The sequence below is a fragment of the Pseudomonas sp. SWRI68 genome, from assembly GCF_014269165.1.
Taxonomy (GTDB): Bacteria; Pseudomonadota; Gammaproteobacteria; order Pseudomonadales; family Pseudomonadaceae; genus Aquipseudomonas; species Aquipseudomonas capeferrum.
The window spans coordinates 58203-75681 of the sequence record NZ_JABWRU010000017.1 but is presented as its reverse complement, the minus strand read 5'-3'; the positions used below and the strand labels follow the sequence as shown (position 1 = coordinate 75681).

General features: G+C 61.4%; 15 protein-coding genes. 7 read left to right on the top strand and 8 right to left on the bottom strand.

Features of this window, described 5'->3' with window-relative positions:
• Nucleotides 1-114: 114 nt before the first annotated feature.
• Nucleotides 115-1167: a HEAT repeat domain-containing protein gene (locus HU770_RS20865; protein ID WP_186665281.1), complete on the top strand. Its 1053-nt coding sequence runs from the start codon at nucleotides 115-117 to the stop codon at nucleotides 1165-1167.
• A 112-nt stretch (nucleotides 1168-1279) separates the two neighbouring features.
• Nucleotides 1280-2884: a response regulator gene (locus HU770_RS20860; protein ID WP_186665279.1), complete on the top strand. Its 1605-nt coding sequence runs from the start codon at nucleotides 1280-1282 to the stop codon at nucleotides 2882-2884.
• Between the two features lie 6 nt (nucleotides 2885-2890).
• Here the strand turns inward: HU770_RS20860 and HU770_RS20855 are convergent, their stop codons facing one another.
• Nucleotides 2891-4957 (bottom strand): ATP-binding protein, encoded by a 2067-nt coding sequence (locus HU770_RS20855; RefSeq protein WP_238347489.1) that lies wholly within the window; start codon nucleotides 4955-4957, stop codon nucleotides 2891-2893.
• A 159-nt stretch (nucleotides 4958-5116) separates the two neighbouring features.
• Between HU770_RS20855 and HU770_RS20850 the strand changes: the two genes are divergently transcribed.
• Nucleotides 5117-5803, top strand: coding sequence for a type 1 glutamine amidotransferase domain-containing protein (locus tag HU770_RS20850; protein ID WP_186665277.1), 687 nt, complete (start codon nucleotides 5117-5119; stop codon nucleotides 5801-5803).
• Nucleotides 5804-5935: 132 nt separating this feature from the next.
• Entirely contained in the window at nucleotides 5936-6742 is an 807-nt protein-coding gene (locus HU770_RS20845; protein ID WP_186665275.1) for a CSS-motif domain-containing protein, read from the top strand.
• A gap of 18 nt (nucleotides 6743-6760) precedes the next feature.
• Here the strand turns inward: HU770_RS20845 and hppD are convergent, their stop codons facing one another.
• Nucleotides 6761-7837 carry a 4-hydroxyphenylpyruvate dioxygenase gene (gene hppD, locus HU770_RS20840; RefSeq protein ID WP_033698024.1) on the bottom strand — a complete coding sequence of 359 codons (1077 nt, stop codon included), beginning with the start codon at nucleotides 7835-7837 and terminating at the stop codon, nucleotides 6761-6763.
• Between the two features lie 301 nt (nucleotides 7838-8138).
• Between hppD and HU770_RS20835 the strand changes: the two genes are divergently transcribed.
• Nucleotides 8139-9725: a cyclic diguanylate phosphodiesterase gene (locus tag HU770_RS20835; protein WP_186665273.1), complete on the top strand. Its 1587-nt coding sequence runs from the start codon at nucleotides 8139-8141 to the stop codon at nucleotides 9723-9725.
• Nucleotides 9726-9758: 33 nt separating this feature from the next.
• On the top strand, nucleotides 9759-10646 hold the full coding sequence (gene rarD, locus HU770_RS20830) for an EamA family transporter RarD (protein ID WP_033698026.1): 888 nt from the start codon (nucleotides 9759-9761) through the stop codon (nucleotides 10644-10646).
• On the opposite strand, the gene HU770_RS20825 is transcribed toward rarD, so the two are convergent.
• On the bottom strand, nucleotides 10609-12180 hold the full coding sequence (locus HU770_RS20825; protein WP_186653598.1) for a TerC family protein: 1572 nt from the start codon (nucleotides 12178-12180) through the stop codon (nucleotides 10609-10611). The two genes, rarD and HU770_RS20825, sit on opposite strands and share 38 nt — an antisense overlap.
• Before the next feature lie 256 nt (nucleotides 12181-12436).
• Between HU770_RS20825 and HU770_RS20820 the strand changes: the two genes are divergently transcribed.
• On the top strand, nucleotides 12437-13018 hold the full coding sequence (locus HU770_RS20820) for a LysE family translocator (protein ID WP_186665271.1): 582 nt from the start codon (nucleotides 12437-12439) through the stop codon (nucleotides 13016-13018).
• Here HU770_RS20820 and HU770_RS20815 read toward each other — a convergent pair.
• The 5 genes from HU770_RS20815 to HU770_RS20795 all read right to left on the bottom strand — a co-directional run bounded on the left by HU770_RS20815 (nucleotide 13011) and on the right by HU770_RS20795 (nucleotide 17350).
• A complete protein-coding gene (locus HU770_RS20815) occupies nucleotides 13011-13802 on the bottom strand; it encodes an AraC family transcriptional regulator (protein ID WP_186665269.1) in 792 nt (263 codons plus the stop codon). The genes HU770_RS20820 and HU770_RS20815 overlap by 8 nt on opposite strands.
• 10 nt (nucleotides 13803-13812) lie before the next feature.
• Nucleotides 13813-14355, bottom strand: a complete 543-nt coding sequence (locus HU770_RS20810) for a helix-turn-helix domain-containing protein (RefSeq protein ID WP_186653613.1) — start codon at nucleotides 14353-14355, stop codon at nucleotides 13813-13815.
• 87 nt (nucleotides 14356-14442) lie between these two features.
• Nucleotides 14443-15867, bottom strand: coding sequence for a TIGR00366 family protein (locus HU770_RS20805; RefSeq protein ID WP_186653616.1), 1425 nt, complete (start codon nucleotides 15865-15867; stop codon nucleotides 14443-14445).
• 92 nt (nucleotides 15868-15959) lie between these two features.
• The gene (locus HU770_RS20800; RefSeq protein WP_186665267.1) at nucleotides 15960-16616 is read right to left on the bottom strand and encodes a CoA transferase subunit B; all 657 of its coding nucleotides are present in this window, start codon (nucleotides 16614-16616) and stop codon (nucleotides 15960-15962) included.
• Between the two features lie 35 nt (nucleotides 16617-16651).
• Nucleotides 16652-17350 carry a CoA transferase subunit A gene (locus tag HU770_RS20795; protein WP_033698034.1) on the bottom strand — a complete coding sequence of 233 codons (699 nt, stop codon included), beginning with the start codon at nucleotides 17348-17350 and terminating at the stop codon, nucleotides 16652-16654.
• Nucleotides 17351-17479 lie beyond the last annotated feature (129 nt).

The window sequence follows — 17479 nt, the reverse complement described above, 5'->3', positions numbered from 1 at the left end:
TTTTTTTGCGCCTTGCGGGGCCTATGACGGCCTTGGCGCGGCCATGCCTTCAGCGGTTGCATTTGACCCGTTGCTGGCCCAAGCTCTGCCCTTCCTGCCGCCACGGACCGTCCGATGCCCAGACGCAACCGCTACCTGATCGCCTTGCTGCTGATTCTGCTGGTCACCATGATCGGCTACCTGCAGCGAGACGACCAGCCGGCACCGCCCACGCTGCCCGCGCACAGTTACGCCAAGGCCCTGCGCCAGGCCCATGAAGGCTTGCCAGGCGCTGCGCGGGTGCTGTACCAGCAATTGCAACGTAACGACCTGGCCCCCATTCGCCGCGCGGCTCTGTACGCCGAGCTGCCCAACTACCCCTCCCCCCAGGCCCTGAAACTCGCACGCATGGACCTGGAACACGCGGACCCGCTGGTACGCCAAGCAGCCATTGCCGGCATTCGCCGCTTGCTGCCGGCCGCACAACGCAGCCTGGTACTCGGCCCCTTGCTCGATGACGACGAGCAAAGTGTACGCTTCGCGGCCGTAGACGCTCTGCTGGGCCTGGACCCGGACGCTATCGGCCTGTACTTCGGCCCCTTGCAGGCAGCCCTGGAGCAGTACCAGCAGGCACTGGAGGAACAACCCGACGACGCCGATGCTCAGGTGCATCTGGCGCGCCTGTACCTGCACGAAAACGACTACACCCAGGCCGCTGCTGCCTTGCAACAGGCCCTGACGGTGGCCCCAGGCAACGTCGACGCGTTGGCAACCCAGGTTCGCCTGCTGGAGCGCCAAGGCCATCACGACGCTTCTCGCCAGGTGCTGGCCAAAGCCTTGCTCCTGAGCCCCGACTCTGCCTTTTTGCAGTATGAGCTTGGGCTCTGGCTCAATCGGCACGAACAGCGCGAATATGCCCTGCTTGCCCTGTCCCGTGCGGTGGAGCTGGAGCCGGACAACGCCGAGTACCGCACTACCCTGGCGGTGACCCTGCATGAACTCGAGCAGGTCGATGCTGCCCAGAAGCAGTTGGAAACCGTGCTCAGTCGCGAGCCAGCCAATCGCCGGGCGCGGCTGTTGCTTATCCAGTACTGGAAAGAGACCGGCCAACTGCAGAACGTTCAGGTGCTGCTCGCCGAACTCGAACGGCAAAATCCCGACGATCCGGTGCTGCAACAGGGGCTTTAGCCCCTCCACAAGATTCGTTGAACCCCACGCGACAGCCTGAGGTCCAGTGAGTATCGGACTACTGGCGGCATGGCCAAGCCTCGGCCCTGCCTATTACTACAGGAGCGTCACTTTGGCCAGTTCGTTGGCGTTGGACGAACGTGCCTTGATCCTGGCACCCCCAGAGCTTGCTGCGGAAACCGCTCGCCTACTTGCAACCGCCGGCATCGAGAGCCTGTGTACCCATGACATCGCCAACCTGCACGACTGCCTGATCGAAGGCGCAGCCCTGGCGATTATCACGGAGCAGACGTTCAGCAACGGGCCCAGCCCGCCGTTGCAAGGTTTTATCGACCAGCAGCCCAGCTGGTCAGACCTGCCCATTCTGCTGATCATGGATTTCAGCTCATCCACCACTGCCTCCAGCCACCCGCCTACAGGCAACTTGATGCAGTTGCTCTTCCCACTCGAGGAGGGGCAAGTGTTGCAACTGATCCGCATCGCGCAGCGTAACCGCCGCCATCAGTACCACGCACGTGATCAGCTCTCAGCTCAGCAACAGCGGCTGGACGCACGCTTCCAGGAACAGCACAGCACAGAGCTCGCCCGCACGCAGATCCGCAAAATGGAAGCCATCGGCCAACTGGCCGGTGGCATCGCTCATGATTTCAACAACCTGTTGACCAGTATCGGTGGCAGTCTCGAACTGATCGAGCGTCGTTTCAAGCAGGGCCGCAGCGACAGCCTGGAGGGCATCTTGCGCATGGGCCAGGAGGCCGTGTCGCGCGCAGGTCAGTTGACCCACCGTCTGCTGGCGTTTTCCTGCAGACAATCCCTGCACACTCAGCGCGTCGAGCTGCACACGCTGCTTGAACCTAAGCGCCTGAATGCTGGGCTCAGCCATTCAGTGACCCTGCAACTGCATGTGCCCGCCGACCTCTGGCCAGTTGAGGCCGACGACGGGCAACTGCAAGAGGCCGTGGACAATCTGCTGCTCAATGCGTGTGAAGCCATGCCCACCGGCGGGCTGCTACGCATTGAGGCGAGCAACCAGCGGGTCGAGCACGAGCAGTTCGCGGGGGGCGCCCTGAACAGTGGTGAATACCTGCGCCTGAGCATCATCGATGACGGCCAGGGTATGTCGCAGAGCACACTGGAACACGCCTTCGAACCGTTTTTCAGCACCAAACCCGTTGGCCAGGGCATCGGCCTGGGCCTGTCCATGGTCTACGGCTTCAGCAAGCAGTCCCATGGGCATGTGACTCTGCAGAGCAAGATCGGCCATGGCACCCAAGTCGACCTGTACTTGCCGCGGCACGTTGGCGAGGCAAAGCCCGAGCGCCCGTCCCCAAGGCCTGTGCCCGGCAGCAAGGGCCATGACGTGCTGGTGGTCGAAGACGACCCTCATGTGCGTCAGTTGCTCTGTCATGCACTTTGCGAAGACGGCTTCCCTTGTCAAACCGCCGCCAACGCCAATGAAGCGCTGCACATACTGCGTTCATCGCAAAGGATCGACCTGCTGGTCAGCGATGTCGGCCTGCCCGGCATGAATGGGCGGCAACTGGCGGAAATCGCCCGCACCCTGCGCCCAGACCTGCCGGTGCTGTTCATCACCGGTTACGCAGAAACGGCCATGGCCAGGGAGGGGTTTCTTGGCGCGGGCATGCACCTGATCTGCAAGCCATTCGGACTCGAACAGCTGCAGGCGCAGGTGACGCAGATACTCGGTGAGCCCTGAACCGGCTCAATCGGCAAGCATGTGCTGGGCCTGGTTGGCCAATTGCTCCAGCGGGAACGGCTTGAGCATCAGCGCGGTGCCAGGCTGCTCGAGCAGTTGGGCTTCGATCGGCTGATCTGTATACCCGGTGATGAAGAGGATTTTCTGCGTCGGTTTGAGCATGCGCATGGCCTTGGCCACTTGCCGGCCGCTGAAACCACCCGGCAAGCCGATGTCAGTGATGACCAGGTCGAAAGCCCCGTCATGACGAAAGCGGTCCAGTGCAGAATTGGCGTCGGAAACTTCAATGACGGCAAAACCACGCTCGCAGAGAAACTCACGCATCAGTGCGCGCAGGTTGACCTCGTCATCGATCAGCAGCAGCCGCCCGCCCTGGGCCCGCTCGATGACCGGCAGGCATGCCGGTGCCTCTGCCGGAATCGACGCACGGCTGCGCGGAAACAATAAGGAGACTCTCGTCCCCTCGTTCAGGTTCGACTCGATCCAGACATAACCACCCGACTGGCCGACAAAGCCGTAGACCATCGGCAGGCCGAGCCCCGACCCACGCCCCATGGGCTTGGTGGTGAAAAAGGGCTCGAAAGCTTTGGCGACATCGGCCGCCGACATGCCGTGGCCGTTGTCTTCGACATGCAATGCCACGTAGTCGCCTGGCGGCAGCCCCTGCTCATCCGGGAAATGCGCAGTCAACCGTTCATTGACAGTACGGATAGTGACGCTGCCGCGCTCAAGGCAGGCTTCACGGGCATTCACACAGAGGTTGATCAAGGCATTTTCAAACTGGGTAACGTCAACGCAGACCGTCCACGGGGTCACATCCAGTTGCCAATGCAGGCTCATTTCCGCACCCAGGGCCTGTAGCAGCAGCGGCTCGATCAAGGACAGTCGCCGATTGAGATTCAGTGGCCTCGGATCAAGCGGCTGATGGCTGGAAAACGCCAGCAGCCGGTGGGTCAGGTTCATGGCGCGCTGCACCGAGTCGCGCGCCAGCTCCACATAGGACTCCATGCGCTCCAGGCGCCCCTGCAGCATGCGCCGTTGCAACAGTTCCAGGCTGCCCCCGATACCCGACAGCAGGTTGTTCATTTCATGTGCCATCCCGCCCGCCAATTGGCCAATGACTTCCAGGCGTTCACTGTTGCGCAACAAGGCCTCGGACTGGCGGGCGGCCTCTTCGCGGTCGGCAGTGATGTCACGGCCCACGGCGGTCAGCAAGTTGCCATCGAATTTGGCGGCCCAGCGAAACCAGCGATAGTGGCCATCCTGGTGACGCAGGCGGATATCAATCTGCTCGAGCGCCTTGTCCTGCACGAAGCCGGATACCGCCACCTGCACTTCTGCGCGATCCGCCGGGTGGATCAGCTCCAGTATCGGCATGCCCTGCGCCGCGTCCTTACCCCAACCCAGGATACGGTGCCAGGCTGGGTTGGTAGCGTGTAGCGTCAGTTCACGGGTGACGATCATCATGGCATCACGCGACAGTTGCCAGATCTGTTCACGATCGGCCATGTAGCTCCCGAGCTGTTTTTCAAAGGCCTCGGCCTGCTCACGCCAATGGTGATACGCCTCGACATTTGCCGTGGTTTCGATGAGTGTGTGAAGAAAACCCGCAACGCTGCCCTGCTCGTCACGAATCGGTGAGTAGCCGAAGGCACACCACACGGGGTCGCCGTTCTGGCCGCAGGCGATACGCATGGGCGGGTCCTCGACAAAACTCGAGCGCCCTTCGAGTGCCTTGAACACCCAAGGCCCCATGGTCTGCCAGGCATCGCTCCAGACCGCGTCGAACGCTTTGCCCAGTACATCCTGGCCGCCGAGGCGCAGCGCTCGATAGGCGTCGTTATGGATCACGCTGAGGTCAGGCCCCCACACCACCGCGCAGGCAAATGGCGACAACAGCATCATGTCGACGGCAATACGCAGCGAGGCCTGCCAGCGTGGCAATGGCCCAAGCGCGGTGCGCCCCCAATCGAATTGGGCGATGCGCTCGCCCATGGGATCGACCGTTGCCGTGTTGGGCGCCAGCAGGATGGCCTGTGACGCAGCTTCGCGGGGCGTGCCGTTAGCGACCAAATGTGTGACTCCATGGTGTTCTGGGTGGCGAATGCTGTTCAAGGTAGCACAGCGCGCGCTGCTTTAATGGCGTACCGGCATGTGGCAGCTATGCTCATTAGGTTTTCCACTGAGCCATGGAATAACGGTCCCTTACAGGCTGCCGACGGGAGTGTGGTCATGAGCAAGAAAGTGCTGGTAGTGCTGACCAATACGGCCAAGTACCCGAACCTCAAGCGGGCAACCGGGCTGTGGTTGGGCGAGGCCGTGCATTTTGTCGAGAAAGTCGAGAAGGCCGGTTACGAAGTTGACTATGTCAGCCCTCAGGGTGGCTACGTACCGGTCGACCCGCACAGCCTGCAGATGGCCCCCGACCTGGACTGGCAGTGGTATGACGACAAGCGGTTCATGAGCCGCCTGGGCGCCACCCTGAGCCCAGGTCTGGTCAAGGCTGACGACTACAGCGCCATCTATTACACCGGCGGGCATGGCGTGATGTACGACTTTGTCGAGTGCAAACCGGTTCAAGACCTCGCACGCAAGATCTATGAGAACAAAGGCATCATCGCGGCTGTTTGCCACGGCGTCGTCGGCCTGTTGAACATCAAGCTCAGTGACAACAGCCTGCTGGTGAAAGACCGACAGGTCACGGGCTTTTCCAACATCGAAGAGCAACTGGTTGAACTGGACAAGGTAGTGCCTTTTCTCACCGAAAACGAACTGGTTGCCCGTGGCGGTATTTACAGCAAGCACGATGACCCATGGAAACCCTTCGTGGTCGGCGATGATCGCCTTATTACCGGGCAAAACCCCGCATCCACGGCTGACCTGGCTGAAAAGGTGCTCGCGAGACTCAAGGCAAAGTGACAACTTACGCCTGATTACCCGATTTCCCGGCGTTCATGCCGCACCCGGACTACATCCGACATACCGTTGAATACATAGGCTTTCAGCTCATCTGTCCAACACGGGCAGCATCAGACTGGAGAGCAATGGCCTATGTCGAAAATCATGCATGCCGGGCGCAGTTTGCTGGAGTTGCTGCTAATCATGGCGATCGGCCTGGTACCGGTGGTTTCCGGGTTGCTGGTGATGGTGTTTCAACTGGAAAAGAAGCTTGAGGAAAACGCACAGATCTCGGTTCAGGAAGCGGTGTTTACCATCGACAAGGTGCTGGAGCGCATGCATAGCACCGCGTTGCTTGCCCAGCCTCTGGCTGGCAAGGCATGCGCTGATGTCATCAGTACATTGCAGGACCAGGTGGCCCGCGATCCCTTGCTACGCTCATTGACGCTGACGCAAGACCAGCAAGCATACTGCAGCACCCACACCGAGTCGCTGGAGCATCTGTCAGCTTTCGCCCAATCCGGGCAGGGGGTTGAGCTGGCGATCGACTCACCCGTGTTGCCCACCACGCTGGTGACTCACTTTCAAGTGCCGGGGCAAAACCCCAGTGTGATCGTCACAGGCAATGCCTCGGAACTGCGCAACGAATTGCGTGCATTCCAGGATGGCCTGACGCTGCTTCTGGAGTTCGGCGACCAGTACATCTGGAGCCATGGAGACAGCCGCGACCCGAATCGGCCTTCACAGTCCGAGTACACGGTACGGGCAGTTTCTGCCAAGTATGGATATGCCGTCACGGGGGGGTACGCCCAAGGGTACAGCGCCCAGGAACTCCGCCAGTCGATGCTGCAGATTCTTCCTTCTTTGGTGCTGGTAGGCATAGTGACCGGCTCGATCATCTATTGGGGCCTGTTCCGGGCGCGGGGCAACAGGCGTGGTACCGCCGCCGTAAAACCCTGACGGCGGCACCCGGTTGGATCAGTCGGTGCTCAATACGCCCCGACGAACCTGGTCCCGTTCGATGGATTCGAACAGCGCCTTGAAGTTACCTTCGCCAAAGCCATCATCGCCCTTGCGCTGGATGAACTCGAAGAACACCGGCCCAAGCAACGTTTCCGAGAAGATCTGCAGCAGCAGGCGCTTGTCACCCGACTCTGCGGCGCCATCAAGGAGGATGCCGCGCGCTTGCAGTTGATCCACCGGTTCACCGTGGCCTGGCAGGCGCTCTTCGAGCATTTCGTAGTAGGTTTGCGGCGGTGGGGTCATGAAGCGCATGCCAATGCCCTTCAGCGCATCCCAGGTCTTGAGCAGGTCATCGGTGAGGAAGGCCACGTGCTGGATGCCTTCACCGTTGAACTGCATCAGGAACTCTTCGATCTGCCCGGCGCCCTTGGACGACTCTTCGTTGAGCGGGATGCGGATCATACCGTCGGGTGCGGTCATGGCACGCGAGGTCAGGCCGGTGTACTCGCCCTTGATATCGAAGTAGCGGATCTCGCGGAAGTTGAACAGCTTCTCGTAGAAACCGGCCCAATAGGCCATGCGCCCACGGTAGACGTTATGGGTCAGGTGATCGATGATCTTCAGGCCCGCACCCACAGGGTTGCGATCCACACCTTCGATGAAGTTGAAATCGATGTCGTAGATCGAGCTGCCTTCTTCAAAGCGGTCGATCAGGTACAGCGGCGCACCACCAATACCCTTGATCGCCGGCAGGCGCAGCTCCATCGGGCCGGTTTCGATCTCGACCGGCTGGGCGCCCAGCTCCAAAGCGCGGGCATAGGCTTCATGGGCATTGCGCACGCGGAACGCCATGCCACAGACCGATGGACCATGTTCGGCGGCAAAGTACGAGGCGATGCTTTTAGGTTCGTTGTTCAGGATCAGGTTGATACCGCCCTGACGGTACAGGTGCACCTCTTTGGAACGGTGCGTAGCAACCTTGGTGAAGCCGAGTATCTGCAGAACCGGCTCGAGCACGCCAGGTGTCGGCGATGCCAGCTCGATGAACTCGAAGCCCATCAGGCCCATTGGATTTTCGAAAATATCTGCCATGTTCTTGTCCTCATCTACAGCGAAAAATTAGTGATTTCCGGGGATGTAGAACAGAACAGGCGGTGAGCACGGGATGCCGCGCACGCTGCGAGCGAGGAAGTCACCAATGATCAGTTTGAACCCATGGTTTGTCATATGGACCCATTCTCGGCGGGCTTGATTCTCCGGAGGTGGAGAACCTTATTGTTGTATTCGTAACCGGATTCTACAGTGCGTAAATTGCTTTGTCGCGCTTTAGTTAGCCACGCTCCCTGACAAGCGGCTATCCTCTGCACGTTACCTTCCATCACATTAGGCCAGCATGCCCCTTACCACTAGACGCCGCGCCGGCTGGAGCTGGCGCACCCTGCTGCCCTGGGCGATCGGCGTAGTCCCGGTGGCGTGTGGCCTGGCAGTGATGAACTGGCAGATCGATCGCGACCTGCGCGCCAGCAGCCATGCCACCGCCGCCCAAGTGGTCGAGCATGTCGAGCGCATTCTCGACAGCTTGTCCAACACCGCCTACGCGCTGCTGCCCTTGGCAGGTAGCCCCTGCACACAGGTCAAACTGGCCCTGCGTGGCCAGGTCACCCGTAATGCCTTCGTCCGCTCGACCAACCTTTTTCAGCACAACACGCTGTATTGCTCATCGCTGTTCGGGGAGTTCGATGAGGTCGTCGACGCGGGCGAGTACACCAACGGCACGCTCTGGCTGATGGATGGCAACTCGGTGACGCCGGGCCACCCGCTGCTGGTGTACCGGGCCAGCGAGGGCGACCACGGGGCGATCAGCACCGTGGATGGCGACCACCTGCTCACGGCCCTGCGCCTGATCGGCCCGGACGATACGTTGCAGATTCGCGTCGGCAACGACTGGATGGGCAAGGACGGTATCGTCCACAAAGGCGTGCCCCCCACGGCTGCGACTGCCGCCGTGACGCTGAGCTCGACCCGCTACCCGTTCAGCGTGTACGGCGGCTATGGCGCCGAAAAGCAAGGCCAGTTGCTGCGCAGCCACTACCCCGCCCTGCTCAGCTTGCTGATGGTGCTCGGCGTGCTGGCCGGGGCCGCGTGCCACTGGCAAATCCGCCGTGCCACCTCGCCACGTGCCGAGTTGCAGCGCGCCCTTGAGGCTGACGAATTTCTGCCGTACTTCCAACCCGTGGTGCGCAAGGGTGATTACCGCTGGGCGGGCGCCGAAGTGCTGATGCGCTGGAACCACCCACGGGAAGGCCTGGTGCGCCCCGACCTGTTCATCCCCTACGCCGAACACGGCGGCCAGATCGTCGCCATGACCCGCGCGCTGATGCTGCACACCGCGCAGAGCCTGGCACCGTATGCCGCGCTGCTGGAAGATGGCTTTCACATCGGCATCAACATCACCGCCGACCATTGCCGCGACCTGAGCCTGCTCGACGACTGCCGGACTTTCCTTCAGCACTTTCCACCCGGCCGGGTGGCACTGACCCTGGAGCTGACCGAACGCAAGCTGATCGAAGCCACCCCAGTGGCCTTGGAGTTGTTCGAGAAACTGCATGATATGGGCGTGATGATTGCCCTTGATGACTTCGGCACGGGCCAGTCGAGCCTCAACTACCTGCGCCAGTTCAAGGTCGACTACCTGAAGATCGACCAGAGCTTCGTCGCCATGATCGGTGTCGACGCGCTGTCCCTGCACATCCTCGACACTGTCATCGAGCTGTCGGGCAAATTGGGCCTGGGCATCGTCGCCGAAGGCGTGGAAACCGAGGCCCAGCGCGACTACCTGGCCCAGCACGCGGTGGACTTCCAGCAAGGCTACTTGTTCGCCCGGCCCATGCCTGCAGAGGCGTTCCTCGAAGCGCTGGCCGCACGCTCCGGTGTCTCGCGGTTGCCGCAGGACGCGCCCCCTGAGATCATGCGCGGCTGATCCACACGCTCAACTCCCCTATTCGAGGCATTCGTGTCAAAAGGCATCCTTTCATCGGTCATGGCGTCTTGCTTGTTCGCTGTGATGTACTTCTATACCTCCCTGCTCACGCCGCTCGATGGCGAAGAGATCTTTGGCTGGCGCACGCTGTTGACGCTGCCCTGCCTCACCCTGTTCATGCTGGCCTCGAAGGACTGGAAACGGGTCGGCGAGCTGCTGGCGCGGGTGCGGCGCACACCGGTGCTGCTGCTGGGGATGGTCGGTACGTCCTGGCTTATGGGGGTGCAACTGTGGCTGTTCCTGTGGGCACCGCTGCATGGGCGCAGCCTGGAAGTGTCGATGGGCTACTTCCTGCTGCCGCTGACCATGGTCCTGACCGGCCGCCTGGTCTACGGCGAACGCCTGTCGCACCTGCAGAAGGTGGCGGTGTGCTGCGCTGCGCTGGGTGTCGGGCACGAGTTGTACCAGCATGGCAGCTTCGCCTGGGAAACCCTGGTGGTGATGATCGGCTACCCGATCTACTTCGTGCTGCGCCGACGCTGCCGCACCGACCACCTGGGCGGCCTGTGGTGCGACATGTGCCTGCTGTTGCCATGGGCGCTGTACTTCGTGATCCAGGGGCCGTTGTCAGCGGCGGACCTGCTTGCCCACCCTGGCCTTTACGCCTTGATCCCGGTATTGGGAGCGATCAGCGCCTCGGCCCTGATCGCCTATGTGCTGGCCAGCCGTCTGTTGCCGTTCAGCCTGTTTGGCCTGCTCAGCTACGTCGAGCCGGTATTGCTGGTGGGCGTGGCCCTGCTGCTGGGTGAAAGCATCGGCCCGGATCAGTGGCTGACTTACCTGCCGATCTGGGCCGCAGTGCTGGTACTGGTTGTGGAAGGTTTCAAGCACCTGCTGCGTCAGCGTCGCCGTTCGGTATAAGCCGTACCTGGCGCACGCGCCGCTCTTCAACAGCCTCCACAGTCATGATCCAGCCATTCCAGGCCAAGCGATCACCCACCACCGGCAGGCGGTCCAGCAAGCTCATCACCAGGCCCGCGAGGGTCTGGTAATCCTCGGTGGCACGGGCACTGAAGCCGGTACGTGCCTGGACCTGGCTGAGGTTCAGGGCGCCGCTGACGACAAAGCCTTCACCCTCCTCAACGATACCCGGGCCTTCCACTTCGCTGGCATCTGGCAACTCACCGGCAATCGACTCAAGGATATCGGTCATGGTCAGCAGGCCGGTGAAATCACCGAATTCGTTGACCACGAAGGCGATATGGGTAGATTGGCCACGCATCTGTTCAAGGGCGTTGAGGATGCTGAAGCTTTCCAGCAGGTTCAAAGGGGCCCGCGCCATGCGCTCCAGGTCTGGCTGGCTTCCCGACAGCAGCTCCTTGAACAACTCCTTCTTGTGCACGAAGCCCAGCGGCTCATCGATGCGACCATCGCGGATCAACGGGAGGCGTGAGTACGGCGAATTCGCCAGGGCTTCGGCTATGGCCGCGGCCGGCTGCGCAAGGTCGATCACATCGACTTCGGTGCGTGCGGTCATCACCGTGCGGATCGGCCGCTCGGCAAGGTTCAGTACACCACTGATCATTACCCGCTCCCGGCGGTCGAACAGCACCTCTTCGCCGCCGCCCCCGACCAGGTCGGCGATTTCTTCGCCCACCTCGTCGGCCTCGACCCGACGGCCACCCAGCAGGCGCAGTACCGCATGGGCAGTACGCTCACGCAGCGGCCGATGCTGCTGCAGGCTGCGTTTGCGGCGTGCGCGGGCCAACTGATTGAACACTTCGATCAGGATCGAGAAGCCAATGGCCGCGTACAGGTAGCCTTTCGGTATATGGAAGCCCAGGCCTTCGGCGGTCAGGCTGAAGCCGATCATCATCAAGAAGCCCAGGCACAGCATGATCACTGTCGGGTGGGCGTTGACGAAGCGGGTCAGCGGTTTGCTGGCGACAATCATGATGCCGATCGAGAAGATCACCGCAATCATCATGATCGACAGCTGCTCGACCATGCCCACGGCGGTGATCACGGCGTCCAGCGAGAACACCGCATCGAGCACGACGATTTGCGCAACAATCGGCCAGAACGCCGCGTGGCGTACCACGCCACTGGCCTGAGTGACGTGCCCTTCAAGCCGTTCGTGCAGCTCCATGGTGGCCTTGAACAGCAGGAATACACCACCGAACAGCATGATCAGGTCACGGCCCGAGAAACTCTTGCCAAATACCTCGATCAGCGGCGCGGTCAGCGTCACCATCCACGAGATACTTGCCAACAAGCCCAGGCGCATGATCAGCGCCAGGCTCAAACCGATGATCCGCGCACGGTCGCGCTGATGGGGCGGCAACTTGTCGGCCAGGATGGCGATGAACACCAGGTTGTCGATACCCAGCACCAGCTCGAGGACGATAAGCGTCAACAGGCCTAGCCAGGCCGTGGGGTCGGCTAGCCATTCCATTACCGGGTACTCACAAGGGAAGCGTCACAGGGACGGTTGAAGGATGGCCGAGAAGGCCGAAGACTGGGGGGCTCCGCGAAGGTGCTCATAGTTACCTGGGTAGAAATTGGGTAAGCGATCGTACAATCACAGCAGGTTTTTCTGACAGTGAGAAACTATTACAAAACCTGTAACAGCTCATTGGGGACTTTTGTTCAATACGCCAGAGCACCGCAGCCCGAAGATGCTCGGCAACTCCCCTCACAGGATTGCCCTCATGAGTCTGTCTTTGTCCATGGCCGCTTTCGCGCTGGCGGCCTCGATCTCCCCTGGCCCGGTCAACATCGTCGCCCTGGGCAGCGGTGCCCGTCATGGCCTGCGCGCTAGCCTGGCCCATGTGGCCGGTGCGACGCTGGGGTTCTGCCTGCTGCTGGTACTGGTCGGGCTGGGCCTGCATGAACTGCTGCTGCACTGGCCGCTGCTGGGCGTGCTACTGCACTGGGGTGGGGTGGCTTTTTTGCTGTACATGGCCTGGAAACTGGCCAGCGATGATGGCCAGCTAGGTGGCGAGCACCGGCAGAGCGCGCCCTCGGCCTGGCATGGCGCAGCGATGCAGTGGCTCAACCCCAAGGCATGGCTGGCGGCGGTGGCGGGTGTCGGCGCCTACACCGGCGGCGAACAGCAACTGCTGTGGCTATTCACTTGGATCTATGGGCCGATCTGTTTTGTCTCGGTGGCCAGCTGGGCATGGGCCGGAAGCGTGATTCGCCAGTGCCTGGGCAACGCCCGGCAGATGCGCTTGCTGAACCGCGGGCTGGCCGTGTTGTTGGTTGCCAGTGCTGCGTATCTGGTCATCTGAGCGACGGGTCACTCTTGCAGTAATGCCCCGGTGTTGCCGCCAGGTGTCGCTTGAACGCACGCTGCAAGTGCGCCTGGTCGGCGAAACCGGCCGCCAGTGCCACTTCGGCAATAGCACGGCCCTTGCGCAGGTACGCCCGGGCGAGCTGCACGCGTTGGTCAACCAGGTAGCCATGGGGCGTCAGGCCGAAACGCTGGCGAAAGGCCCGAATCAGGTAAGACCGGGATAAGCCACTGGCCATGCAGATGTCTTCAAGGCTCAGTGGGTCGGTACGGTGTGCGCGAATGAAGGCAGCAGCTGCGTCCAGCCGAGGGTGTTCCGGCACGTTCAAAGCTGGCGTGGCACCTAGCAGGCTTGGCAGTGTGTCAAAAAATGTCGCTACGCGGCCTTCACGATCAGTCAGGTCGTCGTCGAACAGGTCTGCAAATACCTGTAAAACGCGGCTATAGAGGCGCGGCGAGGTGCTGCAGGTCTGTAAAGGCAGTTGAAAACCCAGCGCCTGCAGCCATGGCAGATCCACGAACAGCATCAGGTAAGACCAGGCCTGGCCCTCAATGGGGTTGCAGGTATGCACAACCCCAGGGTTCATCAGCACCGTAGCACCGGCGCTCACTTCGATCTGGCTATCGCCGGTCAGGTAAGTACTGCGCCCACCGGTGATGACGCCGATGGAAAAACTCTCATGGGAGTGGGCGGCGTAGCACACCTGGCGACCGTCCCCTACGCGCCGGGCTTCGACGAAGGGCAATGCCGGATCCCGCCAGAACCGCGACACCTCGATCATCACCCTGCCCTCATTCGCCGTCGTCGTGTACCACAACCAGCAACTGCGCCGGCTGCGGCCCCACAGAGCGCAGCCGGTGCGGCGTCTGGGCATTGAAATGCAAGGCATCACCCTGCTCCAGCAGCACCCGTTCGTTCATGAAATCCACCTCTACCTGGCCTGCATGAACGAACAGAAACTCCTCGCCCTGGTGCTCCTTGAACGTCGGGTCACTGAACTCGGTCGGCGGCTGGATCAGGAACGGCAACAGGCTGCGCTGACCCACCTGGCTGGTGAGTGCCGCGTACCCCGGCCCTGTGCCGTCGCCCACCAGGGCCTGGCGCTCAGCATGACGCACCAGGCTGTAACGGTGCTGCGCGGTTTGTTCTTCAGCGAACAATTCTTCGACATTGACGTTCAACGCTCGCGCCAGCTTCAGCGCCGCAGCGATCGACGGCGTGTTCAGGCCACGCTCGACCTTGGACAGGTAACTCTTGGTCATGCCGGTTTTCTCGGCCAGCAATTCCAGGGTCAGGCCCAGTTTCTTTCTCAGCAATTTCAATCGGATAGACATGTGACGCAGTTTTCCCAGGCGAAGGCAGATGCAAGGCTCGCGCGCACCGATGATACGTGGACTGCGCGCGAAATGCTGGCCCTGATCTCAAGGCATCACGGGCGGCACATACTGCAATGTCGTACCCAACGCCCACAGCAGCACCAGTACCAAGGGTGCATGCACCAGCAATTGCACGAACGAGAAGCCGATCAGGTCGCGCGCCTTGAGGCCCAGCACGCCCAGCAGCGGCAGCATGTAGAACGGGTTGATCAGGTTTGGCAGGGCTTCGGCAGCGTTGTAGATCTGCACGGCCCACCCCAGGTGATATTGCAGGTCATTGGCCACCAGCATCACATAGGGCGCCTCGATGATCCATTTGCCCCCGCCCGAGGGGATGAAGAAGCCCAGCACTGCCGAGTACACGCCCATCAGCACGGCGTAGGTATCGTGGGAGGCGATCTGTACGAAGAAGGTGGAAATGTGGTGGGCCAGGGTCTGTTCGTCCACTCCCTTGACCTGGGTGAGGATCGCCGCGATCGAGCCATACAACGGGAACTGGATTAGCACCCCGGTGGTGGTGGGCACGGCACGGGTCACCGCATCGAGGAAGCTGCGCGGGCGCCAGTGCAGCAAGGCACCCAGCATGATGAACAGGAAGTTGTAGGTGTTAAGCCCGGAGATGGCGGTGATTGCAGGCTTGGTGGCGAACTCCTGGTACAGCCAACCACCGGCCAGGGCCACCAGCAGCAAGGTCAGGATCGGGCTGTACTCCAGCCACTCGCCGGGCCGGCTGCGCTGGGCCGGTGGCGGCGCGGTGAAGCTTGGGTCGACGCCGCATTGTTCCGCCGTACGCGCGCTGGTCGCGCCTGGGGCGGTGGCATAGGCCACCACCAGCGATACGATCACCAGCGCCGCCAGCAGGACCCCCGACTGCCAGAGGAAGATGGTTTCGGTGAACGGAATCACCCCGGTGATCGACAGAATCGACGGCGGCAAGCTGGCCGGGTTGGCCTGCAGTTGCGCCGCCGACGACGAAAGGCCCAGCGCCCATACCGCGCCAAGCCCCAGGTAGGCAGCGGCGCCAGCGGCGCGGTAATCCATTTTCAGGTCAGTGCGGCGCGCCAGGGCGCGCACCAGCAGGCCTCCGAAGACCAGCGACAGGCCCCAATTGAGCAACGAGGCCAGCATCGAGACCAGCGCAACCCAGCACACCGCCGAACGGCCGTTGCTGGGGATACGCGCCAAGCGGTCGATCAGCCGAGCGGCAGGCGGCGAGCTGGCCACCACATAGCCGCCAATGACCACGAACGCCATCTGCATGGTGAACGGGATCAAGCTCCAGAAACCATCGCCGAAGGCCTTGGCGGTGTCGGTCGGTTTGGCGCCCATCACCAGGGCACCCAGGCACACCAGCACTACCGCAAGGGCGGCGAATACCCAGGAATCAGGGAACCAGCGTTCAGCCCAGTTGGAACAGCGCAAGGCAAAGCGGGCGGAACGGCTGTCTTGGATTTCAGCGGCCACAGTCATGTCCTTTTATTGGTTTTGTCGAACTGATCTTGAATCAACAGCAAAAACCCTGTGCAAGCTCGCTCGCACAGGGTTGATGATCACAGCAGAGGTTAGAACGTCATCTCTTTCACATCATCCGGCACGATCAGCTTGCCGGCGGTCTTCTCGATGATTTCTTCGACGCTCACCCCCGGCGCCGTCTCGCGCAGGATAAAGGCGCCATTGTCGATTTCCAGGTAGGCAAGGTCGGTCAGTACCTTGCGAATGCAACCGGCACCGGTCAACGGCAGGCTGCAACGCTCCAGCAACTTGGACTCACCGTCCTTGGAGGCGTGGGTCATGGTGACGATGATGTTGTCGGCACCGGCCACCAGGTCCATGGCGCCGCCCATGCCCTTGACCAGCTTGCCGGGGATCATCCACGAGGCGATGTTGCCTTGCACATCCACTTCGAAGGCGCCCAGCACGGTGAGGTCGACGTGGCCGCCACGGATCATGACGAACGATTGCGCCGAATCGAAGATCGAGGCGCCACGGCGGGCGGTAACGGTCTGCTTGCCGGCGTTGATCATGTCGGCATCGATCGTGCTTTCGGTAGGGAACTCGCCCATGCCGAGCAAGCCGTTTTCCGACTGCAGCATGACATCCATATCGTCGGGTACGTAGTTGGCCACCAGGGTCGGAATGCCAATGCCAAGGTTGACGTAGTAGCCGTCCTTCAGTTCACGGGCGACGCGTTGCGCCATCTGTTCGCGGGTCAGTGCCATGGTCAGGATCTCTTTGTTGTTCTGAAGGATGGCGCTCAGGCCTTGACGGTGCGCTTTTCGATACGCTTTTCGAAGGTGCCGACAATCACGCGGTCCACGAAAATACCGGGGGTGTGGATCTCGCTGGGCAGCAGCACGCCCGGTTCGACGATCTCTTCCACTTCAACCACGGTGATCTTGCCGGCGGTGGCCGCCAGCGGGTTGAAGTTCTGCGCGGTGTTGCGGTACACCACGTTGCCGTAATGGTCGGCCTTCCAGCCCTTGACGATGGCGAAGTCACCGGTGATGGATTCTTCGAGAATGTAATGGCGGCCTTTGAATTCACGCACTTCCTTGCCATCGGCGACCGGGGTGCCATAGCCGGTGGCAGTGAAGAAGGCCGGGATGCCAGCGCCGCCGGCGCGCATTTTTTCGGCCAGGGTACCTTGTGGGGTGAGTTCGACTTCCAGTTCACCACTGAGCAGTTGGCGTTCGAATTCGGCGTTCTCGCCCACGTAGGAAGCGATCATCTTGCGAATCTGGCGCTCTTCCAGCAGTACCCCCAGGCCGAAACCATCGACACCGCAGTTGTTGGAGACCACGGTCAGGCCCTTGACACCACGGCGCTTGATCTCGTTGATGAGGTTTTCCGGGATGCCGCACAGGCCAAAGCCACCGGCCAGTACCGTCATGTTGTCGGTCAGGCCGTCAAGGGCCTCTTCATAGGTTGCTACGCGCTTGTCCAGTCCGGCCATGTTGATCCGCCTTTTGTAGTTGTTGAACCGACGAGGCTGTCGGTGAGCGTGTGCTGACATCTTCACCGCAGACGACTGATTTGTTAATTTTGTTTTCATCATTGATTGATAACGTTTTCAAAACAAACA